This window comes from Pseudomonas luteola NBRC 103146 (assembly GCF_002091675.1).
GTDB lineage: Bacteria > Pseudomonadota > Gammaproteobacteria > Pseudomonadales > Pseudomonadaceae > Chryseomonas > Chryseomonas luteola.
In genome coordinates this window covers 1-23,906 of record NZ_BDAE01000040.1, presented here as the reverse complement: position 1 = coordinate 23,906, position 23,906 = coordinate 1, and the positions used below count along the sequence as shown (strand labels likewise).

At 58.8% G+C, this 23,906-nt stretch carries 22 protein-coding genes and 3 pseudogenes; 20 read left to right on the top strand and 5 right to left on the bottom strand.

Annotated features, from left to right (window positions below):
• The 3 genes from PLU01S_RS23505 to PLU01S_RS23495 all read right to left on the bottom strand — a co-directional run.
• The coding region (locus PLU01S_RS23505) for a hypothetical protein (protein ID WP_139803993.1) at positions 1 to 787 on the bottom strand (787 nt) is incomplete at its 3' end.
• A gap of 236 nt (positions 788 to 1,023) precedes the next feature.
• Entirely contained in the window at positions 1,024 to 2,469 is a 1,446-nt protein-coding gene (locus tag PLU01S_RS23500; RefSeq protein WP_230382364.1) for a tyrosine-type recombinase/integrase, read from the bottom strand.
• A 109-nt stretch (positions 2,470 to 2,578) separates the two neighbouring features.
• Positions 2,579 to 3,178: a phosphoadenosine phosphosulfate reductase domain-containing protein gene (locus PLU01S_RS23495; protein ID WP_074830243.1), complete on the bottom strand. Its 600-nt coding sequence runs from the start codon at positions 3,176 to 3,178 to the stop codon at positions 2,579 to 2,581.
• A 285-nt stretch (positions 3,179 to 3,463) separates the two neighbouring features.
• Between PLU01S_RS23495 and PLU01S_RS23490 the strand changes: the two genes are divergently transcribed.
• From PLU01S_RS23490 to PLU01S_RS26045, 16 genes and pseudogenes are all read left to right on the top strand, one after another.
• Positions 3,464 to 3,688: a helix-turn-helix domain-containing protein gene (locus PLU01S_RS23490; RefSeq protein ID WP_074830249.1), complete on the top strand. Its 225-nt coding sequence runs from the start codon at positions 3,464 to 3,466 to the stop codon at positions 3,686 to 3,688.
• Positions 3,689 to 3,690: 2 nt separating this feature from the next.
• A complete protein-coding gene (locus PLU01S_RS23485; RefSeq protein ID WP_244901223.1) occupies positions 3,691 to 4,932 on the top strand; it encodes a HipA domain-containing protein in 1,242 nt (413 codons plus the stop codon).
• A 1,114-nt stretch (positions 4,933 to 6,046) separates the two neighbouring features.
• Positions 6,047 to 7,900 (top strand): tyrosine-type recombinase/integrase, encoded by a 1,854-nt coding sequence (locus PLU01S_RS23470; RefSeq protein WP_074830264.1) that lies wholly within the window; start codon positions 6,047 to 6,049, stop codon positions 7,898 to 7,900.
• Between the two features lie 342 nt (positions 7,901 to 8,242).
• Positions 8,243 to 8,512, top strand: a pseudogene (locus tag PLU01S_RS26440) (transposase zinc-binding domain-containing protein); the annotation flags it as partial.
• 43 nt (positions 8,513 to 8,555) lie between these two features.
• Positions 8,556 to 8,993 carry a transposase gene (locus PLU01S_RS25535; protein WP_112297681.1) on the top strand — a complete coding sequence of 146 codons (438 nt, stop codon included), beginning with the start codon at positions 8,556 to 8,558 and terminating at the stop codon, positions 8,991 to 8,993.
• Between the two features lie 194 nt (positions 8,994 to 9,187).
• Positions 9,188 to 9,633: pseudogene (locus PLU01S_RS23455) on the top strand (transposase).
• A gap of 637 nt (positions 9,634 to 10,270) precedes the next feature.
• Positions 10,271 to 10,870, top strand: a complete 600-nt coding sequence (locus tag PLU01S_RS23445; RefSeq protein ID WP_074830274.1) for an Hsp20/alpha crystallin family protein — start codon at positions 10,271 to 10,273, stop codon at positions 10,868 to 10,870.
• 87 nt (positions 10,871 to 10,957) lie between these two features.
• Positions 10,958 to 13,852, top strand: a complete 2,895-nt coding sequence (gene clpK, locus PLU01S_RS23440; protein ID WP_074830277.1) for a heat shock survival AAA family ATPase ClpK — start codon at positions 10,958 to 10,960, stop codon at positions 13,850 to 13,852.
• Between the two features lie 126 nt (positions 13,853 to 13,978).
• On the top strand, positions 13,979 to 14,896 hold the full coding sequence (locus PLU01S_RS23435) for a YfdX family protein (protein ID WP_233432243.1): 918 nt from the start codon (positions 13,979 to 13,981) through the stop codon (positions 14,894 to 14,896).
• A 98-nt stretch (positions 14,897 to 14,994) separates the two neighbouring features.
• Positions 14,995 to 15,915 carry a YfdX family protein gene (locus PLU01S_RS23430; RefSeq protein ID WP_159435132.1) on the top strand — a complete coding sequence of 307 codons (921 nt, stop codon included), beginning with the start codon at positions 14,995 to 14,997 and terminating at the stop codon, positions 15,913 to 15,915.
• Between the two features lie 3 nt (positions 15,916 to 15,918).
• On the top strand, positions 15,919 to 16,566 hold the full coding sequence (locus tag PLU01S_RS23425; protein WP_074830283.1) for an HdeD family acid-resistance protein: 648 nt from the start codon (positions 15,919 to 15,921) through the stop codon (positions 16,564 to 16,566).
• A gap of 105 nt (positions 16,567 to 16,671) precedes the next feature.
• On the top strand, positions 16,672 to 17,760 hold the full coding sequence (locus PLU01S_RS23420) for a hypothetical protein (RefSeq protein ID WP_083398012.1): 1,089 nt from the start codon (positions 16,672 to 16,674) through the stop codon (positions 17,758 to 17,760).
• Positions 17,761 to 17,817: 57 nt separating this feature from the next.
• The gene (gene cls, locus PLU01S_RS23415; RefSeq protein ID WP_074830285.1) at positions 17,818 to 19,227 is read left to right on the top strand and encodes a cardiolipin synthase; all 1,410 of its coding nucleotides are present in this window, start codon (positions 17,818 to 17,820) and stop codon (positions 19,225 to 19,227) included.
• A 63-nt stretch (positions 19,228 to 19,290) separates the two neighbouring features.
• Positions 19,291 to 20,316, top strand: a complete 1,026-nt coding sequence (locus PLU01S_RS26055) for a cation:proton antiporter domain-containing protein (RefSeq protein ID WP_216822631.1) — start codon at positions 19,291 to 19,293, stop codon at positions 20,314 to 20,316.
• A gap of 5 nt (positions 20,317 to 20,321) precedes the next feature.
• Entirely contained in the window at positions 20,322 to 20,840 is a 519-nt protein-coding gene (locus PLU01S_RS26050; RefSeq protein ID WP_216822632.1) for an NAD-binding protein, read from the top strand.
• On the top strand, positions 20,837 to 20,983 hold the full coding sequence (locus PLU01S_RS26045) for a hypothetical protein (protein WP_216822633.1): 147 nt from the start codon (positions 20,837 to 20,839) through the stop codon (positions 20,981 to 20,983). Before PLU01S_RS26050 ends, PLU01S_RS26045 begins: the two co-directional genes overlap by 4 nt.
• A 103-nt stretch (positions 20,984 to 21,086) precedes the next feature.
• On the opposite strand, the pseudogene PLU01S_RS23405 reads toward PLU01S_RS26045, so the two are convergent.
• Positions 21,087 to 21,314, bottom strand: a pseudogene (locus PLU01S_RS23405) (integrase core domain-containing protein); the annotation flags it as partial.
• Between the two features lie 32 nt (positions 21,315 to 21,346).
• On the opposite strand from PLU01S_RS23405, the gene PLU01S_RS23400 reads away from it, so the two are divergent.
• From PLU01S_RS23400 to PLU01S_RS23385, 4 genes are all read left to right on the top strand, one after another.
• Positions 21,347 to 21,661 (top strand): DUF1153 domain-containing protein, encoded by a 315-nt coding sequence (locus tag PLU01S_RS23400; RefSeq protein WP_074830287.1) that lies wholly within the window; start codon positions 21,347 to 21,349, stop codon positions 21,659 to 21,661.
• The gene (locus PLU01S_RS23395) at positions 21,658 to 22,479 is read left to right on the top strand and encodes an IS3 family transposase (RefSeq protein WP_074830288.1); all 822 of its coding nucleotides are present in this window, start codon (positions 21,658 to 21,660) and stop codon (positions 22,477 to 22,479) included. The genes PLU01S_RS23400 and PLU01S_RS23395 overlap by 4 nt, the downstream gene beginning before the upstream one ends.
• A 40-nt stretch (positions 22,480 to 22,519) precedes the next feature.
• Complete coding sequence (trxC, locus tag PLU01S_RS23390; RefSeq protein WP_074830290.1) at positions 22,520 to 22,960, top strand: thioredoxin TrxC; 441 nt, start codon at positions 22,520 to 22,522, stop codon at positions 22,958 to 22,960.
• A gap of 66 nt (positions 22,961 to 23,026) precedes the next feature.
• Positions 23,027 to 23,497, top strand: a complete 471-nt coding sequence (locus tag PLU01S_RS23385) for a phosphate-starvation-inducible PsiE family protein (protein ID WP_074830292.1) — start codon at positions 23,027 to 23,029, stop codon at positions 23,495 to 23,497.
• A gap of 23 nt (positions 23,498 to 23,520) precedes the next feature.
• Here the strand turns inward: PLU01S_RS23385 and PLU01S_RS23380 are convergent.
• On the bottom strand, positions 23,521 to 23,906 hold a 386-nt coding region (locus tag PLU01S_RS23380), incomplete at its 5' end, for a S1C family serine protease (protein WP_139803992.1).

Sequence of the window (23,906 nt, the reverse complement as noted above, 5' to 3'; positions counted from 1 at the left end):
GAAGAGCCGCTTTGAGGGCAGGATTTTTGTAAGCTTGAGACAAGGCCTTGCACTGATCCTCTGCAAACACAATCAAGCCACGCTCTTTGATATCAGTGCGCAGTTGTTCCGGTAGAGCTGACAGGATGGCAGGCAGTCCTCGCTGAACCGTAGTGAGCAAATCACGTATGGTCTGAGCTTTACGTTCGGTTGTTAGGCCTTCGTTTATAACATCTGCAAATCTTACTAAATCAAGGTAAATAGGCTCGGACAGAGAATACAACCTGGTCAGGTCAGCGGTGAGTCCATGCACCTCAATTGTACGGCGTGTCCAGCGGGCTGGGTTATAAAGCGCTAGAAGAGTAAAGAGGGAACTGGAATATTGCCAACTTCGATACTCCTCAAACTGGTCAAGGAGCTTTGGATATCTGGCAAAGGCATCAAAGCCATGTTTTGAGAGAAGTGCTCTAGCTTTCGGATCCTCGCATGCAATAGCAAATAGTGAATACGTTTGGTGCTTAAGCCATAAGCCTGATTTGTCAACGCGGCCGCTGGCATCAAACTGCAGTATGAGAGCTTTATATGCCAGCATGAAATCGGCCGAAATACGATACAGCTCTGAAAGGTCAGTGTGACCTCCACGAAGCTTAAGGTAGCTGGGCGCTTGGAGGCTAAAATCGTTCCTGTGTAATGCAATAAGTTTATGAAAAGCCCCTATGTATGCACCTCGGCGCTTATCTCCCTCGTAGTGGTGAAAGATGGAGTCAATCAATTGCGCCCATGAGGCCTCGCTCTTGAAAGCATCCATTCCTAGGCGCATCATCTTCTTACGCAGATCAGGTTGAAGTGCTGCTGCGATCCTCGACAGCGCAGGCAATATGTATGACAGCGCAGTGCGTATGGTGGCCGGTGACCACGGCCAACTTGATGGATTAGCGCTGTATCGATCGACCCCAGCAGCAATATCTAGTGCAAGCTTTCTAGAGAGACGAGTAGCGTGATCAAGCCGTATCCTTTCGCACCTTGGATCAGGCCTAACGGTAATCACAAGGTCACCTGTTCGTAATGCGCGGCGTCTTCAAAAGAAGATCGTAATCCTCCGAAAACTTGCTCTACCCAACCCTCCATCTGGTGTTCAAAAGTTATTGTCCGTGCGAAGTTGATGTACTTCTGAGTAGTGGAAAAGTTCGCGTGTCCCATAAGCGCCATCAGCCTGTACTGGATGAAACCTAGGGGCATCTGTTTTTCCAGCATAAATTTGGCAAGAGCAGTTGCGAACGTTGCACGTAAATCATGAAAGGAGCGGTTGAAGGTGATGTCTGAATGCTTGAGCTCCTTCGCTACATACGAAGTGACGTTGGTGATGGAGGCACTGTTGATGGCCTTCCCGGAGCGATTCAGAAAGAGCGGGCGAGCCTGATGGGTGCCACTGGCTAAGTCCCATAAACCTGCGCGGTGCAAGCGTTCAGGAGAGTTCTTGAACTGCCAGAGAGACTCCATTAGGCGTAACGGTACGACGATCCTTCTTTCCTTGTTGAATTTACCCAGCACCTTTACTTCAAAAAACGCCTTCCCAGACAAGGTGGGATTCACAACAATATTCTCAGCTAACGTGGCGATTTCCTTAGCCCTTAATCCACATGCATAGGCCAGTTCCGCCCACAGCCTGCGGCTGCTTAGTCTCATATAGTGAGTATTCAACATCCAGCGCAGCTCAGTTGCATTAAACGGAGTCAATGCTGCGCTATGAGCTTCCTGCTTTGATCGGTAACGTTTAGGGATAACCAGATCTGAAGTCTGAATAAGCAAAGCCTTCTCATTCAAAGCACTACTGAAAAGAAGGTCGAAATCACCATCCTGACGATGCTTTTTAATGGCGATAAACTTGTACTTAAAGGGAACACGCTCGATTCTGCGAGTTGTTAAAGCCCACTCATAAAACTGGCGGATATGGCTGAGATAAAGATTAGCGGTATCCCTGGATATTTCGTTGTTACTGATGCGCTCGATAAGAGCCATTCGGTAGCGATACGGAGGAAGCCAGGCCTTGGCTTTTTCACTATCAGGAGCAGCATATATTTCACGCCAGTCTGCATTGGCTTTGACTAACCAGGCTAGGAAGCCACGTAAGGAATTAGCAATGCTATACAGCGTTTCTAAGGTTACTCCACCCAATAAATTTCTTCTGCCACCTCTCTTAGGGGGCAGAAATTTGCCCCTATACCGATGCTCCAGGAAAAGATTCATCTCCAGGCTATCGGGAACTCTTGTTAAGCAGAACAACAAAGGAAAGCGATCTACGATATGGTCACGATGGTAGTTCACGTTTCGGAGCTTGGTAGAGTCAAACTGAGCGACAGCTTCAGCTCTCACCTCGAAGTAAGGCAGGTCGCCTAAGTTGATAGAAACCTTGTAGAGCCTAACTCCGCAGTTACCTGGATCCTCAGCGCTATCTGCAATTCTCTCCTTAATCGACTGCGTGTTCTTCATGAAGCCCACCCAATGGTCTTTAACGGTTCGAGAAGCCCATACATTAGTTGCAACCTGACACAGCATCCTTACAAAGACGTAACAGGACGCGCTGTACAGGCAGATGCAGTTAGTTCATAAATCGTGTAGATGAGATTACAAACCTTGTACCCATTAAAGTTAACAATGTTTCAGCGGTATAAGCTTGTCCAAGCTCTTTTTTCAGGTAGTTGCGGATATAGCGCTTGCACTGATCTAGAGGCGCTTTTTTCATCATTTGCTGACATTTTCGGTCATTATCAGGCAACGTAGCGACCGTTCTGCCGCCAATGAGATTCACCATATAGTTGTTGGAAAGCCCTGGTGAAGCGACCCAGATCTTAAGAGGTAATCCACTCACTTTCTTGTACGCGCCCAGTGCTTTGATCATTTGCGCGTTATATTTTTCAATGATTGGATTTTCCAGCAAGGTATTGCTATGCATGATGTGCAGCGTGGGCACAGGCAATCCTTCCCTCATCAATTCCTGCATTGCTTTCAACGCTAATGCCAGCGTCACGCAGCTATCTTTGCCAAACGAGCAGGCAACTACTAACTGCTTTCCATTGATTACCTGATATTTAATAGCGTGGACCGCATTCTCAATTTTTTCCTCAAGCGTGTACTTTCGAATGACATCTTGGGCCATGGGATAAGCATTAAGCTCAGAAACTTGAAGTAAAGCGGTCATAGCTATGTCCTACTGATGGCACTGAAACGTGCAAAGACAGGTAAAGAGTGTTGCGATTGGTGAAATATACGCTCTTAAGAACGTATAAACAAGCATAAATAGTTTTTATCATTATCCTTCAGCATGCTGCTCCCTAAGCCCGACCTTTTGATTTTCTAAAGTCTGGCTTAGAAAAATCACTCGTTCGCTTTTGGCAGTGATAAATCTAAGTCAAAGCTTAGATTTTGATTGCTTATAGAGTGCCTCAGTCTTAATCTAAGCTATGACTTAGATTAGGTATGGCATATGAATTTGGTACGCGTTACCAATCCTGAGGCTATCGGCATGGTTGTCAGGAGTACTCGAAAAGCCCAGTCAGTGCGGCAGGATGATTTAGCCCAGGTAGTAGGCGCGAGCCATGTACTGTTACGGGATATCGAGTATGGAAAGCCGACAGTTAATATCGGTAAGGTTCTTGAGGTGCTAGAAGAGTTAGGTATTCACATATACCTGGATGTGCCCAAGCCATGAGCATGCTAAACCTCTGGTTCAACGATGAGCTGATCGGTGAGCTTGTAGAGGTGAATAATGTCTGGTCATTTACCTACAGCGATTACTGGGTAGCTAGGAAGGATGCCTTCGACCTGTCACCTAGCTTGAGTAAAGCCCACCGCACCATTGTTGACGGTAGTACTGAGCGTCCCGTTCAGTGGTTTTTTGACAACCTGCTGCCGGAAGAGGATGCCCGTACGCTTATGGCGCGCGATGCAAAAATCGAGGCAGCCAATGCGTTTGGTCTTTTAGCATGGTATGGAGCGGAGTCAGCTGGTGCGCTTACTTTATTACCTCCTGACCAGGTAGCTACAGAAGGTGACGTGCGCCGATTGCATGAAGCCGAACTATCGGAACGAATCAGGAGGCTACCTCAACTATCACTGTCAGCCCAGGCGCCCAAACGGATGTCATTAGCTGGAGCACAGCACAAGCTTGCTGTTGTGCTAGAGAGGGGAGAACTGTTTGAGCCTGAAGGCGCCAGAGCCTCTACTCATATTTTGAAGCCGGACCATCCAAATAATGAGCTATACGAGCACAGCGTAGCCAATGAGTGGTTTGTCATGCGCTTGGCCGAGCGGACTGGCTTATCCGTGCCGAGAGTAGAGATGCGGCATGTACCTGAAGCGGTATATCTGGTCGAGAGATTTGACCGCCACCATAACGGGGTAGAAATTTACCGTCGGCATGTGCTCGATGCCTGTCAGCTCATGTCATTGGACAGACACTTTAAATACAGCGAGGCAACCTTCGATACGCTCAAGAAGTTGATCAACTACTGTCGTGAGCGGCTGGTAACAAGGCAAGCGCTGTTTCGCTGGCTCCTGTTCAATACATTGGTAGGGAATGGTGACGCTCATATGAAGAATCTGAGCTTCTTCGTGGACGACGGGGTTATCAAGTTGACGCCCCATTATGACTTGCTGAGCACCACTGTTTATGCGGCAGGCAATAACTGGCTCGACTGCGAATTATCATGGCCACTTAACGAGCTGCGACTGTTTAGAGATATGAGCCGTGGTGCGGTGAGGCAAATGGCCCAGGCCATTGGGATCCCAAAACGAATGTGCGATTCAATACTCAACGAAATGTTAAGCGGCATCGGCTGCGCTGCTGATGACCTCTTAAAAGAAGCTGAAGGGCAGGCAACATCAGGTGAACTGAGGTTACTTAGAAAGATACGGCACGGGCCTATTGCGGATATGCTTAGGCTCTTAAGTTAGGCTCGCTCTCGACATAATTCGCTGCGTGAATTAGCTCGGCTCGTTTATCCAGGCAGAGCGCGATAATGAGAGCAAGCGCAGAAATGATGGACGCCGCAGCGAATATGGCACCTGCATCGAACGGGCCTTGGAGTCCCATAGCTAGCCAGGCGGCGGCCACTATACCTAACATAAGCCCCACACCTTTCCACCTACGTCGTGTGAAGTGAGGGTTGGGCCCGATCCACTCGTAGTAGATCAGCCATGCGCAGACGAGGCTAATATAGGCCATGATCATGAATATGACTCCGACCAGGGTATAGAGCTTTCCAGCCAGAGCAAGGCTCACTGACGCAGCGATTTCTGCAAGTCCTAACAGTCCGGACAGCAAAGATATAGGCAAAAGTACAAGCAGGGCCCACATAAAAAGAGTGATGCGCTTTAATGTCGATACCATGACGAGCTTCCGCTTACTGCGAATCTGATTCAGCTGGCCGGCAGAGTGCTGTGTCTGCTGAGTGTTGATAGTAAGCCTGGTTGGCCGGGGTGAGCACATAACAAAGAGGTTCTATCTCTCCTTGATCGTTTATGTAACCTATATGCTTATCTACTAGGCTCAACGCATCGTACACCTGGTCAAGTCCTTCTTTCATAGACAAACCCTGCTCTAGACAACATCACACTGCCCATAATCATCCTTGCCGTATATACCTGCTGCCAACATCCTCAGCACATCCATCGCAAGGAGTACTGGGAGGATATAGACGCTTCTCGTAGCTTGAACAAGCGCTTCTACATCATCAAGGATGAATGGCCTGGACCTTACGCGGAAGTCAATCACATTGAACCGGTCACAAGTAATGTGGTTTCGAAACGAGTCTACCCCTTCCCGCTCCACCGCATCATTCTGCGGACTTCCGCAGAAGTCCAAGAGAGTCTGCAAGTCGTTGCCACACAAGGACTTTTCCTCTCTTTGACGTTCTGCCGTAGTCCACTGCGATCCGCCTACAGCCGGGACTTTTAAGTCCACAAACAAGTCCATTTTTGCGGGCGCGGCTGATTCCGGATTGTTGATGGAGGGGCGAGGTCGACGTGACCAGCATCTGGTTCCTGACTCATGTTCAGGAGCAAGAGCATGGCACTCTCAGACCTGGCCGTTCGACAGGCCAAGGCAACTGGCAAGGCATACACCCTCCCTGACTTGGATGGCCTCTCCCTGGCCGTCACGGCTGCAGGGGGCAGGACTTGGCACTTCCGCTACTACTGGGCGGGCAAGCAGAAGCGGATGTCGCTCGGCACCTACCCGGAGGTGACGCTTCGCGAGGCCCGCAGCCTACGCGACGAAGCGCGCGCCCTGCTGGCCAAAGGCACCAATCCTCGCGTTCACCGCAAGCAGAAGCGCACTGCTGTCCGGCTCGCCGACGAAAACACCTTCGAGGCGGTGTATCGCAAGTGGCTCAAGCATCGCGGGCTCAGCCTCAAGGAAGGCCGGCAGACGACCCTCTCGATACTTCCACGGATCTTCGACAAGGATGTGTTGCCCACCTTGGGCAAGCGGTCGATCTATGAGATCAAGCGTCCCGACCTCTTGGAGGTGATCGCCAAGATCGAGAAGCGCAGGGCACTCTCCGTCGCCGAGAAAGTCAGGACGTGGTTCAACCAACTGTTTCGCTACGCGCTGGTGATCGTGCCGGGCCTGGAGCAGAACCCCGCCTCCGATCTCGATGTGGTGGCGCTGCCGCTGCCACCCGTCAACCACAACCCGTTCCTGCGCATGGCCGAGCTGCCGAAGCTGTTGCAGCGGCTGCGCAGCTATCGCGGCAGGCGGCAGACCCAGCTCGGGCTGCGGCTATTGCTGCTGACCGGCGTGCGAACCGGAGAGCTGCGACAGGCGACGCCGGATCAATTCGATCTGGACCGCGGGCTGTGGATCATCCCGCCCGACGTCGTGAAGCAACTCCAGTTGGATATGCGCAAGAAGCGGCAGCAGCCGAAGGACATCCCGCCCTACATCGTGCCGCTGCCGATTCAGGCCATGGAGATCGTCCGGCACCTGCTGGATGAGTTCAAGCCGGCCCAGCGCTACCTGTTCCGGCACGACAGCGACTTGAAGAAGCGCATCAGCGAGAACACACTCAATGGTGCGCTCAAGCGCATGGGCTATCAGGAACGCCTGACCGGACACGGTATTCGCGGCACGTTGTCCACTGCGCTCAACGAGATCGGCTACCCGAAGGTCTGGGTGGATGCACAGCTCTCGCATGTCGATCCCAACAAAGTCAGCGCGACCTACAACCATGCCGAGTACGTGGAGCAGCGTCGCCGCATGATGCAGGACTGGGCCGATCGGCTCGACCTCTTCGAGCAGAACCAGGTCGAGGCGGCCAGCATGCCGCTCACCGTGCATCTGGAAGGCGTGCCCGCGTTCCCGAATGAGCAAACCGCAAGCGCACCCTCCACGCCGGTTGCCGCTTCGCCAATCCTGCTCGTGACGAAGCCCGGCGACGCCATGCCGTTGGTTTCTGCCGCCGCACATCGGCTGCCGGCGGTTCCGCCCCCTCGATCGGCCGCGCCGCTTGTGCCTTCGGACATTCAGCGCGAGAGGATGGAACTGTTCGATGTCTTCGAAGCGCCGCACAACCTTCCCGTCGCTGCGTTTGCCAAGATGGCGGGCAAGTCCCGCAGGTGGATCAGCTACGAGATCAAGGCGGGCAACTTGCTGGCGTTGAACGTGGGCAACCGCGGCCAACGCGTGCCGGATTGGCATCTCCACCCACTCAAACACGAGCTGATCCAGTCCGTCCTCAAGCTGACCAGGGGTGCGGACCCCTGGCAGATCTACCATGCACTGCTGCAACCGCGCTCGATGCTGCGGGGGCATTCGGCACTGGAGGGCGTGACGGCCAGCAATCTCGACAAGCTCGTCATGGCAGTGAGCACAGCCGTGAAGGAAAGCGAGTGGTCCCCGCAGCAGGCGAGGTTGGCCTGAGCGGCGCGCGGCGAACACCGGCCTCTCGGGCTTGGCATGCCTCCCGGTAAGATGCCGATCGAACTGCGCGTCGAGAATGCAGACTCTGATCGCTCATACCACCAGTCTGATTGATCTTGGTTAGTAATTCAGGCAACGTGATCGAGCCAACGGCGGAACTCGACCCTGAAGAGACATTGGCCTTCCCGATCTCGCCGCCCTGAAGCTGCCGGTCGGACAACCTCGCTGTCACCCGTAGTAGGCCCCGCGACGGAGGGCACATGGCGGCGGGCAGCCATCAAGGCGATTGAGGCACGGAGCACGGCCTGAGACCGTGCGGGCTCGCCCCACCGGGAGCCCAACGTGCGAGCCACGGCGCAGCAACCCCAGCGGGCGCCGGATGGCGCGCCGCTGCACTACGAGCGCCACCGCCCGGAGCAGACCACGCTATACCGCCTGGTGCAGCATCACGCGGCCAGCTTCATCGCGCACATCGAGGCTACCACGGGCGCCGAGTTGCCGCGATTCATCAAGGACGAGTTCGACGCCTTCCTCGAGTGCGGCATCCTGGCCCACGGCTTCTTACGCCTGCGCTGCGGCGAGTGCGGCCACGACAAGCTGCTGGCGTTCAGCTGCAAGCGGCGGGGGTTGCAGCCCGTCATGCGGTGCGCGGCGGATGTCGCAAATCGCGGCGCACCTGGTGGACCACGTCATCCCCCATGTGCCGGTGCGGCAGTGGGTGCTGTCGCTGCCGATCCCGCCGCGCGTGCTGCTGGCCGCACAGCCCGAGTTGGTCACGCCGGTGCTGCAGGTGGTGCAGCGCGTGCTCACGCGACATCTGCTGGACGCTGCCGGGCTCGAGGCCGACGAAGGCGATGGCGGCGCGGTCACGCTGATACAATGCATTGGGTCGGCCGCGAACCTCAACATACATCTTCACGGCCTGCTGCTGGACGGGGTGTACCGGCCTGGTGCCGATGGCTTGCCGCAGTTCGTCGAAGTGGGCTCGCCCACCGACGACGAGGTGCATGAGCTGTTGCAGATCATCATCGCCCGACTGATCAAGATGCTCACGCGCCGGGGTGTGCTGGTCGAGGACATGGGGCGGACCTAGCTGGCCGAGCCGGATACCGACGGCGAGGAGGCGCGCACGCTGCGGCCGCTGCAGGCGGCAGCGGTCACTTACCGCATTGCCTTCGCCCCCCGCGCCGGACAGAAGGTGCTGACGCTCAGGGGCGCGACGCCACGCGAGACCACCCGCGCCAGGCCCTGTGCACCGACATCGACGGATTCAGCCTGCACGCCGCGGTGCGAGTCGAGGCACATGACCGCAAGCGGCTGGAACAGCTGTGCCGCTACATCACCCGGCCGGCGCTGTCCGACGAACGGTCCAGCTCAACGCCGCGGGGCAGGTGGACCTCAAGCTTAAGACGCCGTGGCGCGACGGCACCACGCACTTGGTCATGAGCCAGCTTGAGTTCATGCAGCGGCTTGCGGCGCTGGTGCCGCGGCCGCGGCTGCACCTCATCCGGTTCCACGGCGTGCTGGCCCCGAACGCGAAGCTGCGCCCTCTGGTAGTGCCGCACGGCCCACCGGCGCAAGCACAGGTGGCCACCGAGGCTGCAGCCGTTGCCGAGCGCGAAGTCGAGACTGTCCAGGCCGGGCCGCACCGCATCGGCTGGGCGCGGCTTCTCAAGCGCGTCTTCGACATCGACATGCAGCACTGCCCGAACTGCGGCCCCGGGGAACTGTAGATCATCGCAGCCATCCTCGAGCGGCAGGTCATCGAGAAGATCCTCACCCACCTGGGGCTGGATCCGCAGCCGCCTCCCAGGGGCCGCGCGCGCGAGGCGGGGCAAGACTGAAGCCACCTGGGCCGCGCCGGCCGCCATAAACACCTGCCCCTGGGCTGCAACGCCAAACCGCAGCCGGGGTGGCGTCGCGCGCCCCGTCAGCGCGGCGCCATCGGAATCAGGGTCAACCCTGAGAACGAGTTCGCCAGCGAGTGTCATGAGCGCTGAAGGGCCTACCAAAGCAGCCATGCGCGACGTCACGGTCGCCAAATCCAGGCACCTCAGACCGCCGCAGGACCGCCACAGGTCAACCTGGAGGGCGTTTGAAAACACTATGCGCTGTGCCCACGCGATAGGACACGATCCACCTGCGCGCTTGGGCCTGGTGAAGATCGCCAGGGATTCGCCTGTCGGTGACCATAAGCCATCGGTGAAAGCCGTTGAAACGGGAACAGAAGCCACTATCCTGAGGATGTCAAGAACTGCGGGCGCGTTCTTCTTGTCAGCTATATTAGCTTGAACGCGCCCGCTTCTTCATGAGCGCTCGAAGCCGCATTGCGCGGGGTTTATGTAAATCACTATCGAAAGGAGAGACACCATGAACTTTGACCTCAAGAAACTCGCCCCCTGGAACTGGTTCAAGAAGGAACAGCAAGAGGCTCAGCAAAGCGCCGGCAACCTTCCCATCGCTCGGTCGCAGGCTCCGGGCACCCTGTCCAGCTTGCCAAGCACCGACCCGCTTCTCCAGTTGCATCGCGAAGTCGATCGGCTGTTCGACGAAGCCTTCCGGGGTTTCGGCCTCAGCTTCCCGCGCCTGAGCCTGCCTGCGTCTGCGCCGTCGTTGCTGCCCCAGTGGCAAGGTGTGCTGCGGCCGTCGCTCGATATTCAGGAGACTGACAAGCAGTACGTCATCACGCTGGAAGTGCCAGGCGTCGAGGAGAAAGACATTCAGCTCACCCTGGATGACGATGTGCTCTGGGTGCGTGGCGAAAAGCGTCAGGAATCGAAACGCAATGATGCGCAGTACCACTTCGTGGAGCGCAGCTACGGCAGCTTCCAGCGCGCCCTGAACCTGCCGGCCGACGCCAACCAGGACGCCATCAAGGCCTCGTTCAAAAATGGTGTGCTGACCATCACGCTCGACAAGCGCGAGCAGCCGGCTGGCAGCGGCGCCCGCCAGATTCCTATCCAGAATTGAAGGATGAGTCGATCCAGCGCCACCGCGGTTGGCGCTTTTTTTAATGTCACCTTTTAACTGCGCCCTGTGGGGCTGGAGTCCATCAAGATGTCCAAAAATGCCTGCCAAGTCTGCGGCCAACCCGCTACCGTGCGCGTGGAGGCCAGCCTCAATGGTCGCCGCACCACCATGCTGTTGTGCGACGAGCACTACCGCCAACTGGTGCGCCAGCAGAAGCGCACCATTTCCCCGCTGGAGTCGCTGTTCGGCTCACGCAGCGGTCTGTTCGAGGATTTCCTCGGCAGCGACTTCTTCCGCCTGGGCGGTGACGGCCTGGCGCCGGCAGCGGCAGACGACGATGATGTCGTAGACGCCAGTTTCGGTGCGCCAGCCACCGCCGAGGGTGAACGCGCCGCGCCGCGTCGCCGCGCCTCCGGCCTTGCTGGTCGCATCAGCGAGCAGTCCGAGGCCTTGCTGCAGGATGCTGCCCGTCTGGCCGCCGAGTTCGGTCGCCCCGAGGTCGATACCGAGCACCTGTTGCTGGCGCTGGCCGACAGCGACGTGGTCAAGACGGTGCTGAGCCAATTCAAGATCAAGCCGGAAGACCTGCGCCGCCAGATCGAAGCCGAGGCCAAGCGTGGCGACAAGCCCTTCGAAGGTGAGATTGGCGTCTCCCCGCGCGTCAAGGATGCGCTTTCGCGGGCCTTCGTGGCCTCCAACGAACTGGGGCATTCCTATGTCGGTCCTGAGCATCTGCTCATCGGCCTGGCCGAGGAAGGGGAAGGTCTGGCCGCCAACTTGCTGCGTCGCTATGGGCTCACCCCCCAGGCCTTGCGTCAGCAGGTGAGCAAGGTGGTGGGCAAAGGCGCTGAAGACGGCCGTGCCGAAGCCCCCACCAACACGCCGGAGCTGGACAAGTATTCGCGTGACCTGACCAAGATGGCGCGTGAGGGCAAGCTCGACCCGGTGATTGGCCGTGCCCAGGAAATCGAAACCACCATCGAGGTGCTGGCGCGCCGCAAGAAGAACAACCCGGTGCTGATCGGCGAACCGGGCGTGGGCAAGACCGCCATTGCGGAAGGTCTGGCGCAGCGCATGGTGGCGGGCGAAGTGCCGGAGACACTGCGCGACAAGCGTCTGGTCGAGCTAAACATCAATTCGCTGGTCGCCGGTGCCAAGTACCGTGGCGAGTTCGAGGAGCGTGTGCAGAAGGTGCTCAAGGAAGTCACCGAGCACCAGGGTGAACTCATATTGTTCATCGACGAGGTGCATACCATCGTCGGTGCCGGTCAAGGCGGCGGTGAAGGTGGGCTGGACATCGCCAACGTCTTCAAGCCGATGATGGCGCGCGGCGAGCTCAACCTGATCGGCGCTACCACGCTCAACGAATACCAGAAGTACATTGAGAAAGATGCAGCGCTGGAACGGCGCTTCCAGCCGGTGATGGTGCCCGAGCCCACGGTGGCCCAGGCCATCATGATCCTGCGCGGCCTGCGCGACACCTTCGAGGCGCACCACAAGGTCAGCATCTCCGACGAGGCCATTCTGGCCGCCGCCGAGTTGTCGGACCGTTACATCACCGCGCGCTTCCTGCCGGACAAGGCCATCGACCTGCTCGACCAGGCCGCAGCCCGCGTCAAGCTGTCGGCCACCGCGCGGCCGGTGGAGGTGCAGGAACTCGAGTCCGAGCTGCACCAGTTGCGCCGCGAACAGGACTCTGCCGCCTCGCGCAAGCAGTATGACAAGGCGGCGGAGCTGGGCAAACGCATCGAAGCCAAGGAAGCTGAACTCAAGACCCGGCAGGAGGCCTGGGAGCGCGAGCGCGCCTCCGGCAGCGCCGAAGTCAAGGCCGAGCATGTGGCGCAGATCGTCTCGCGGCTGACCGGCATCCCCGTCAACGAACTCACCGCCGAGGAGCGCGAGAAGCTGCTGCACCTGGAGCAGCGCCTGCACCAGCGCCTGATTGGGCAGGACGAGGCGGTGCGCGCGGTGTCCGACGCCGTTCGTCTGGCGCGGGCTGGCCTGCGCGAAGGCGGAAAGCCGGTCGCCACCTTCCTGTTCCTGGGCCCCACCGGCGTAGGCAAGACCGAGCTGGCCAAGGCACTTGCCGAGTCCATCTATGGCGACGAGGACGCCCTGCTGCGCATCGACATGTCCGAGTACGGCGAGCGCCACACCGTGGCACGCCTGGTTGGCGCGCCCCCAGGGTATGTGGGCTACGACGAGGGTGGCCAGCTTACCGAGAAGGTGCGCCGCCGGCCCTACAGCGTGGTGCTGCTCGACGAGATCGAGAAGGCCCACCCGGATGTCTACAACGTGCTGCTGCAGGTGTTCGACGATGGCCGACTCACCGATGGCAAGGGCCGCGTGGTGGACTTCACCAACACCATCATCATCGCCACCTCGAATCTGGGCTCCAACATCATCCAGCGCAACCTGAGCAAGCGTGGTGAATCACTTGAGTCCTACGAGAAGACCAAGACCGAGGTGATGGACGTGTTGCGCGGCCACTTCCGGCCGGAGTTCCTCAACCGCATCGACGAGATCATCGTCTTCCACGCTCTGGGCAAGGACGAGATCCGCCATGTGGTGGGCCTGCAACTCGACCGGGTTGCGAAGAATGCCGCCACGCAAGGGGTGACGCTGACCTTCGACGAGACCCTCATCGACCATCTGGCCGAAGAAGGCTACAAGCCGGAATTCGGCGCCCGCGAACTCAAGCGGCAGATCCGCACCCAGGTGGAAACCCTGCTGGCGCGCGAAATGCTGGGCGGCGGCGTGCACTCGGGCGATCACGTTCGGGTGCGCTGGGATGCCACTGCCGAGCGGGTGGTGATAGAGCCAGTACCAGCGGAGGTTGCAGAACAAGCCGCCGATGCCAAGGCAGAAACGGAGCCCGAGGCTTCTGCCAGTCAGGCCGATGAGCGGGACGGCGGCACCAAAAAACCAGCAACACAATCTCGCCGCACTCGCAAGAAGAAGCCAGAGGAACCGGCAGACTGATCGTGAGCAGGCAATTGACAGACTTAGCAGTGCGGAGCTGATCAAAGCGATTCTTTATTGGTTCTGCATTGTTATATCGCCATTTCGCTATCGGAGCAGGCGGAATGGTGTTCATCGAATCGCTCATTGTCCAAACTGGAGGCTTTAACCATGTTCAGAAAATCCGTGTTGGCCACACTCATGGCTGCCACTCTATCGATCCCTGTGATGTCAGTGAGCCATGCGCAGACCACTCCGGTTGCGCCGAATGCGGCAGAAACGGTACCGGGGACACCCGATGAGGCACAAAAAAAGGCCGACGATGCTCGGAAAACCTTGATCCAGGAAGCGATGGATGCCTTGGCCGAGACCATCAAAGCGCTCGATTTCTTGGAAAAGAACGAGACCAAGGAGGCGCTCGACGCCATGGCGAAAGCGACCGGCAAGCTCGAAATCATTCTCGCTCGAGATTCTGCATTGGCCTTTGCGCCCATTGATGTCTCGGTGACGGCGAAGGACTTGCTGAGTGATCCGGAAACGATTCGGGATATCGTGAAAGCAGCACGTTCTGCGCTGGGAGACGGCAAAGTGCAACAGGCTCGTCTCCTCATCGCTCCGTTGGCTAGTGAAATCAGTATCGAGACCACCGGCTTGCCAATGGCCACTTATCCAGGGGCTATCAAAAAAGCGGCTTCACTGGCTGGTAAGGGGCAAACAGCCGAAGCAAAACTTGTTCTCGCTCGGGCGCTCAACACCTTGGTTGTCAAGGCCGAAGTGATCCCGATCCCCCTCCTGAACGCCGAGATTCTCCTGGGCGAGGCGCAGAAGCTTGCGGAGAAGGCCGGTCGGAGCGACGAGGAAAATACCCGTTTGGCGCAATTGCTCCAATCTGCTTCAAAGGAGATCGAGCTTGCCGAGGCCCTGGGTTACGGTGGCAAGCAGGATATCACGAAATATATGAGCCAGATCAAGGAAATCGAAAAACGCTCAGCCGGTGGCAAGAGCGGCACGGGATGGTTTGACGGTATCCGCGAGACGCTTTCAAAACTGCGTTCCGGCTCCTGATAGAGACTCAAGCGCGGAGATAGGGGTGTCTCCGCACTTGATTTTGGCTCACGCCAAACCCCTCAATGCAATTCAACACACAGTACGAGGAATTCATCATGACTGACGAAAAAATGAAATCTGACCAAACCGTCACCGAGGTCGGCCAGGGTACTACCAATGAGGCGCACGATTCGGCGCTGGTGCCTGCTGGCGCCGAAGCCAAAGAGGCGCTTGAAAGCGTTGAGCGTGAATCAGAAGAAAAACGCAAGGCGCTCATTCAGGAAGCTTTTGACGCACTCGCGCAAACCCGCGATGCCGTGAAGCTGCTGGGTGAAGGCAAGAACAAGGAAGCGCTGGACCTGTTGACCCTGGTAACAGGCAAGCTCGATCTCGTCATCGCTCGCGAGCCATCCCTGGCGCTGGCCCCGATCGATATCCAGGCGTCCGTGGTGAATGTAATGGGGTCGGCCAGCATGCTGGAGTTGCTCGTCGAGGATGCACGCTCGGCACTGCGCGCCGGGCGGGTTCAGGAGGCAAGAGCCCTTCTGTCCAATCTGGCCAGCGAGATCGTGATCGAGACCACCCAACTGCCGATGGCGACCTATCCAGCGGCGATCAAGCTGGCTGCTCGACACATCGATGAGGGTAAACCCGATGAGGCGAAACTGGTTCTGATGGCTGCCCTGGGTAGCCTGGTCATCTCGCGTCAGGTAATGCCCTTGCCCCTGATCAATGCCAGAAGCCTACTCAAGCGTGCAGAAAGCCTGGCTGAGAAGGCCGACCGTAGCACGGACGAAGAACAGGAACTTGCCGCGGTACTTGATGGCGCGGCAGCCCAGATCCGGCGCGCGGAGATTCTGGGTTATGGCACCCGCGATGAGGTCAAGGCGCTTCAGTCGCATATCCGGGAACTGAAACGCAAAACCGAAGGCGGCCGCTCTGGGAAGAAGTGGTTCGAAGAGGCCAAGGCATCGCTCCAGCGATTGTTCAAGTCCTTCGAGAAAGCTGGCTCAGGAACTGAAAAAGCGGGGGGTTAAGCCATGAACACCCTGCAAGACGCTCCTACAACCGACACTGCTTCAACGTCGGAGGCAGGACAAACTGAGTCATATCCTAGCCTTCTCAATACCAACTGGAAGTGGGTGGCGCTACGCGCGGCGTTGGCCCTGGTGTTCGGCGTGATCGCCTTGTTCTCACCGCTATCGGCAGTCTACGCGCTGACCTTCGTGTTTGGCGCCTATGCTTTGCTCGATGGCGTGACGTCGATCGTGATGGGCGTGAAAAATGCCCGCAACAAGGTTGAACGCTGGTGGTCCCTGGTGCTTCGGGGGGTACTTGGCGTTTTTGCTGGTGTTGCGGTGGTGCTGGTGCCGTGGGCGGCAGCCGTGGCCCTGGTGATCTTCAACTGGGTGATGCTGTCGCTGTGGTCGATCAGCACCGGCGTGATGGAGGTGGCTGCTGGGCGCCGCCTGCGTCAGGAGCAGGCGAAGGGCAGCGGCTGGCTCATGGCCAGCGGCGTTATCAGCGTCGTTCTCGGTGCCGCTGTGCCGGTGGTGCTCATCATCAATCCGGCAGCAAGCATGGTCGCGATGGGCCTGATGATGGGGGTTTATGCGCTGATGGCGGCTGGCCTGTTGATGGGGCTTGCGCTCACCTTGCGAAAGGTCGGCGATACGCGGTCGGCCTGACGTTTGCTGTTAATCGGGCCAGCGCCGAGCGCTGGCCCGATCACTCGGCTGCGTTTGCGTCGGACGCTGGATAGAACAAATTGAAATCATAAGGAAAAGACGACCATGAAAATCGTACCGTCCCTCATGGGCTCCACTCACCTCACTGCAGCAGATTGGGTCGCGCTCCTGGAGTCACTGCTGCGCAAGGAAGTGGTGCCGCTGCTCGATAAGCGCGGTGCTGCCGACAGCACGCTGCATGCAACCCTGAGTCAGCAGAAGCGTGGCGGCGACCTGTTTGTGATCTCGCTTCGCTTGAGCCTGCCGGGCAAGAAAATCGTCGTGGTTCAGGGGCAGGGGAGCGATCCCAGGCAAGCTGCCACACAGGCGGTGGAGCGCCTGTTTCGCGAAACCAAGCGCCATTTCGATCGGTTGAGCGGGCAACACCAGTACAAACGCAAAGCCCGTAGACAATTGCTCAAGCAACTCAAGGCCAAAATCGATGCCTTGCCAGAAGCGCTCAACACCGAAGGCAAGGCCGGCATCGAGCCATTGCTTGAGCGCCTGGAGGCCGCTGCGCGCCGTGAACTTGCCTACCTGCGCGCGGTGGGCGACCTGCCCATGGACTACCCGACGGTGCAGGATGTCGTGGATGAAGCCGTAGCGGCCGCTCGCGTGTCTTGGGTTTCGGGCCGTGATGAAGACGCGGTCTACCGGCAACTGCTCAAGAATCTTTTCAAGGCGATTGACCGGGAAGTGGCGGCCAGCCGCGTCTACCAGCAGAGCGATCCCCTGGACGCGCCAGCGCCTGCGGACGCCATGCAGCAGGCGGAGTCCATGGTCGAGGAGGAAATCTACGAGTACTACCAGCCTGACGAGGAACTCAGTCTGGCCGACGTGCTACCGGCTGAAGCATTCGATCCTGCAGCCTCCGAGCCAAGCCAGGCCGAGATCGATGGGGCCAGCGAACAGACGTTTGCATTCGAAGTGTTCAAGGATCTCCCGGTTGGATGGCGCCGCTCGCTGCTGCTTGCCGGGCTCGACGCGATGAACGCGGCGGCGATCGCGGAGATACTGGATACTACTGAGGAGAGCGCGCAACAGTGGGTGATGCAAGCCAGTTCCTTCGTTCACGCACGCCTGGCGGATGCAGGGGTCATCGGCACGGAAGCGGGTCAGGTCTCGGTGTTTGCCGTGTTGCGGGCACTGCGTTGAGCGTCACCAGCGCCATGACTGCGCCAGTGGCGTCGCTGTTGGCCAGGATGGCCCGTGATGTCTGACAGCATCGCGCTATGGAGTACACTGATTTCCGGCGCCGTGGCGCTGGCTGGCATTGGCCATGCGCTGGTGTACAAGCGCGACCCGAGGTCAGCGACTCTGTGGGTGCTGGTGATCGGCATGCTCCCCTTGCTGGGCACGCTGCTGTACCTGCTGTTCGGCATCAACCGCTACCAGCGGCGTGCGCGCCGCTGGCGTACTGACGTCCCGGATAAAGGTGCAGATACTCCTATCCCCAAGGCTCCGGAGCCGTTACAGGGCCTGGCTGCTCTTGGGCGGCAAGCGACCCGCCTGCCGCTGACCTCGGGCAACCGCATCGAGCCCTTGGTCAACGGCGACCAGGCCTACCCAGCCATGCTAGAGGCTATTCGACAGGCCAGCCATAGTGTGGCCTTGACGACCTACATCTTTGATGGTGAGGACATTGGCGAGGCATTCGTTTCGGCGCTGGTGGACGCCCATCGCCGCGGCGTGCAGGTGCGCGTGCTTATTGATGATGTGGATGTGCGCCTGTCACGGCGATCTGCCTACGCCCCCCTAAAGCGGGCTGGTGTGCCGGTTGCGGCGTTCAATGCCACGCTGATACCCGCCCGCTTGCACGCGGTGAATCTGCGCAACCATCGCAAGATCCTCGTGATCGATGGGCAGACCGGGTTCACCGGCGGTACCAACATTTGCCGGCCTTACTGGCGGCCAGACGCGCCCGAACTGGCCTTTCGTGACCTGCACTTTCGCATCGAAGGCCCGGTGTTGGCTCATCTGAGCGATTGCTTCGCACGAGACTGGTGCGACACGACCGGCGAAACACTGGATCGGTCATTCTGGGGTGAGCGACCAAAGCGGCTGCCTTCAGGCGGAATTTTGGCCCGCGGCATCGAAGCGGGGCCTGATGAGTCCATCGACCGGCTGCGCTGGGTGTTCATGGGGGCGCTGGCCTCGGCGCGTCACTCGGTGCGCATCTGGACGCCGTATTTCGTGCCCGACCAGGCCATCATCGCGGCCATTGCCACCGCCGCCTTGCGTGGCGTGCAAATCGACATCCTGACGCCGGCGCAGAATGACCATGCCTTCGTGCAGTGGGCCGCGCAAGCTCATTACTGGCAGGTGCTGGAGCACGGCGCGCGGGTGTATCAGCGCTCCGGGCCTTTCGACCACAGCAAGCTGATGGTCGTGGACGAAGCCTGGGTCTGTCTCGGCTCGGCTAACTGGGATGCACGCAGCCTGCGGCTGAACTTCGAGTTCAACGTCGAGGTGTATGACGAGGCACTGAGTCGCAGGTTGGCCGATCTGTTCGACCACGCCAAGTCGCAGAGCGTGCGAGTGACGCGCGCGCAGCTGGCCCGCCGGCCCTTGGTGGTCAAACTGCGCGACGGCTTTGCGCGGCTGTTTACACCCGTTCTTTAAGCAAAACCTTATAGACCGCCCGCATGCTGCCGCGGTCCTGTGAAACTAAGAGAGACTCTTCCCATGACGCTGCTCGAACTCAACACCTTCAACGAAATCGCGCTGTTGATCGGCTTGGCCACGGCGCTCGGGATCATTGGCATGGTTCTTCGGCAGCCGATGATCGTGGCCTTCATTGCGGCGGGCCTTCTGGCGGGGCCGGACGTGCTGAACATCGTCCGCTCGACCGAGGCGGTCTCGCTGCTGAGTCAGATCTCCATCGCGGTGCTGCTGTTTCTCGTCGGGCTCAAACTCGACACCGGGCTTGTCCGCAGCCTGGGGCGTGTGGCGGTGGCTACCGGTCTTGGGCAGGTCGCGTTCACGTCTGCGATCGGCTTTGTGCTGTGCCTCGCCATGGGGCTCGACTGGTTGACATCGCTTTACGTCGCGGTAGCGCTGACGTTTTCTTCCACGATCATCATCGTGAAGTTGTTGTCCGACAAGCGAGAGGTCGAATCGCTGCACGGAAAAATCGCGCTGGGTTTTCTGATCGTGCAGGATCTGTTCGTTGTCTTCGCCATGGTCGTTGTTTCGACGTTTGGCCTCAACAGGCCAGAAGCCCATGGCGAAGCCGTTCTGTCGAGCCTCCTCATCGGCACGCTGGGACTAATCGTCCTAGCCTGGGTATTCACTCGCCACCTGGCCGAACCACTAATGCGCATCATCAGCCGTTCCTGGGAATTACTGATTATCTTTGCGGTAGCTTGGGCGGCCGGACTTGCAGCGATGGCCGACTTCATAGGGCTTGGCAAGGAGCTAGGCGGATTGTTGGCAGGCGTGACACTCGCCTCCACACCGGTACGCGACCTGCTCGTGGCCAGACTGGCGCCGCTGCGCGACTTCCTGCTGCTGTTTTTCTTTCTTTCTCTCGGTGCCGGAATGGATCTGAGCTCGCTTGGCGAGCAGGTAGGACCAGCGATAGTTCTCTCGATTTTCGTGCTTGTCGGTAATCCGCTTATCGTGCTCGCCATCATGGGGTTCATGGGGTACCGCAAACGCACGGGTTTTCTGGCGGGGCTGACCGTGGCGCAGATCTCGAGTTCAGTTTGATCTTCATGGCGATGGGTATCTCGCTGGGGCATGTCGGGCCCGAAGCAATGGGGCTTGTCACGCTCGTTGGGCTGGTGACAATAACCCTATCTGTTTACATGATCACCTGGTCACACAAGCTCTATGAAGTGTGTGCGCCGTTCCTCACGGTGTTTGAAAGGCGCAATCCTTTCCGTGAGATCGCTGAGGACACGCCGGGCGCTGAAACGCGTTCACACAGTGTTCTTGTGCTGGGCCTTGGCCAATTCGGACTGCGAGTCGCAAGTGGTCTGAAGGCTGCCGGCTTGCGCCCGCTCGGCATAAACTTCAACCCCGAAGCAGTCAGGTCTGCGCGAGACGCAGGCTTCGATGCGATTCAGGGTGATGCTCATGACCCCGAATTTCTCTCTCATCTGCCTCTTTCGAGTTTTATTGCCGGGATCTCAGCCACTCCACGGATTACCGAGGTACTGACCGAAGCAGATGGCCACGCTGCTGCAACGACGGCGTTGCGCAGGCTGGGTTTCGAAGCCTCATTGCTGTGACGGTTGAGGAGCTGGAGCGTTCGGACCGCTACCGCGCACTCGGGGCAGACCTGATTCTTGCCCCGTTCGAAGATGCCGCCGATGTTTCGGTCAATCGTCTCCTGGACATGCTGCGTGCACGAAGCACCAGTGCTGTAAATTGAGGTATAACAATCAAGAGAGCGCATGGACTCACCTGATTAGTCATGAAGCTCAGCCATACCGCGGTGAACCGCCCCGGGAATCCCGGAGACTCGTTGGTGTGAGTCACGCCGCCATGGCGAGCTCACGGTTCTGGTGATAGTAGGCCGCTTCGGCTTCCGCGGGTGGGATGTTCCCGATCGGCCCCAGCAGACGCTTGTGATTGAACCAGTCGACCCACTCCAGGGTCGCCAGCTCGACCGCTTCACGGTTCGGCCAGGAGCGTCGATGGATCACCTCGGCCTTGTACAGGCCGTTGATCGTCTCGGCGAGTGCATTGACCCAGTGAAAACCTGCTAAGGTGTTACCGTTGAGAGGAAGACACCATGAGTACGTTGATGGACGAAGAGATCAAGCGTTGGACGGCCAAGCGCAAGACGGCGTTGGTGCTGGAGATCATCCAGGGCAAGACCAGCGTGTCGGAGGCGAGCAGGACCTATGACCTGCCGCCGTCGGAGATCGAGGCCTGGTTGGAGGATGGTCGCAAGGGCATGGAGAACGCCTTGAAGGCCAACCCGCAGGACGTGCGTGAGCAGTACGAGCGCCAGCTGAAGGATCTGCAGGAGGCCTACGGCGAGGCGATGCTGGAGCTGCGTGCCCGAAAAAAAATGCAGTCCCTGCTGGGCGAGGACGAAAAGTGATCGAGACGATCCGCCAGGGACTGCAAGCCGACGGCATCACCGTCTCGATCAGCAAACTGTGCCGGTGGTTCGACGTGCCCCGGCGCAGCGTGTACTACCGGCCTGTGAAGGCCCCACCGATGCTGCAGGATCGCTTCGTGGCACCGGTCAAGGCCATGATCGAGGAGAACCCATCGTTTGGATACCGCACGGTGGCGCACCTGCTGGGGTTCAACAAGAACACCGTGCAGCGCATCTTCCAGCTCAAGGGCTGGCAGGTGCGCAAGCGAGCGGTGGGCTTCAGGCCCCGGATCCAGGCGCTGCCCTCGGTGGCCGCGGCCCCCAACGAGCGATGGGCCACCGACATGTGCCGGGTGTGGGCCGGGCGGGATGGCTGGACCACGATGGCGCTGGTGATCGACTGCCACAGCCGCGAACTGCTGGGCTGGCACCTGTCACGCAGCGGGAAGTCCAAGACGGCCGAGCCGGCCCTGGAGCAGGCCCTGATCGCGCGCTTCGGCACGCTGGGCCGTGTACCGACGCCGTTCCTGCTGCGTTCGGACAATGGGCTGGTCTTCACCAGCCGCAGCTTCACGGCGCTGGTGCGAAGCTACGGGCTGCGTCAGGAGTTCATCACGCCGCACAGTCCTGAGCAGAACGGCCTGGTCGAGCGGGTGATCCGCACGCTCAAGGAGCAATGCCTGCATCGGCACCGCTTCGAATCGCTGCAGCATGCCAGTCGCCTGATCGCAGACTGGATCCACTTCTACAACCACCGGCGCCCGTACCAGGCGTTCAACATGAAGACCCCCGCTGAGGCATTCGCATTCGCGGCCTGACCTGTGCAGGTTCTGCTGGGTCATTACAGGAGTTCACAAAATGAAGGAAACCATACAAATCGCCTGCCCGAACTGCCACAGCCTGAACCGGGTGCCCGCAGACCGTCTGGCCGATCAGCCCAACTGTGGGCGGTGCCAGCGCCCGCTGTTTGCCGCCAAACCGGTGGATCTCGATGCGGAGAGTTTCACCCGCCATGTCGAGCGCAGTGACCTGCCTGTGCTGGTGGATTTCTGGGCGCCATGGTGCGGCCCCTGCAAGATGATGGCGCTGCCGTTCGAGCAGGCCGCTAAACAGCTCGAGCCACGCGTGCGACTGGCCAAGCTCAATACCGAGGCTGAACAGGGTCTGGCTGCGCGCTATGGCATTCGCAGCATTCCCACCATGATCCTGTTTCACGGTGGCCGTGAAATCGCCCGTCAGAGCGGAGCGTTGGGGGCGCAGGACATCGTGCGCTGGGCGGCCTCGCAATTGCCTCGATGATGCAGAAGTCATCGAGCTGTTTCGCAAAATGCCCGGTTTCACTGAAACCATAAGAGAATAAAACTCATGCAGAAAGAACCTGAGCACTCAAGCCTTGACGAGATGCGCTCACAATGGCGCTTGATGACGTTCTATGAGCGCTTCGAGCAAGTCATTACCGTCACACTTTCGGGTGTCATTGCGGTGGTGATCGTGATCTCGCTAATTCAATTGATCCGCATCGTATTCACTCTGCTTATCACCGATGCACTCGATCCACTGGATCATTCGGTCTTTCAACTGGTGTTCGGTTCCATCATGACCTTGCTGATTGCAATGGAGTTCAAGCACTCCATCGTGAAGGTGGCGATGCGCAAAGAGAGCATCATTCAGGTCAAGACCGTTTTGCTGATCGCGCTGCTCGCGTTGGCCCGCAAGTTCATTATCCTCGACCCCGGTATCGACCCCGCCAAACTGGCCGCGCTGGCGGGAACGGTGCTGGCCTTGGGGGCAACATACTGGCTCATGCGAGAACGGGATGACCGGCAGGACCACTAAGCCGGCGGCGCAACGACGAACGGTCAAGCCCCAGGTTGCAGGGTGACTGCGACCTCACGGGTGTCTTCTCCGCGGCGCACGGTCAACCGCACCGTGTCGCCCACCTTGAAGTCGTCCAGGCGCGCCAGCAAGGCGGGGGTAGAGTTGACGGCTTTGCCTTCGACCGCCGTGATCACGTCGCCGCCAATCAAGCCCTCAGCTCCTATCCGGACACCGGTCAGACCAGCCTTCTCCGCCGCGGAGCCCGGTGCGATGCGCAGCACAAAAACACCCCGGATACCGGTCACGCCGGCGAGCCGTTGATTCAGCCCTTCATCCACCTCAATGCCTAGCGCCGGGCGAATGTAGCGCCCCGTCTTGATAACTTGCGGCACCACGCGCATGACCGTGTCCACGGGTACCGCAAAAC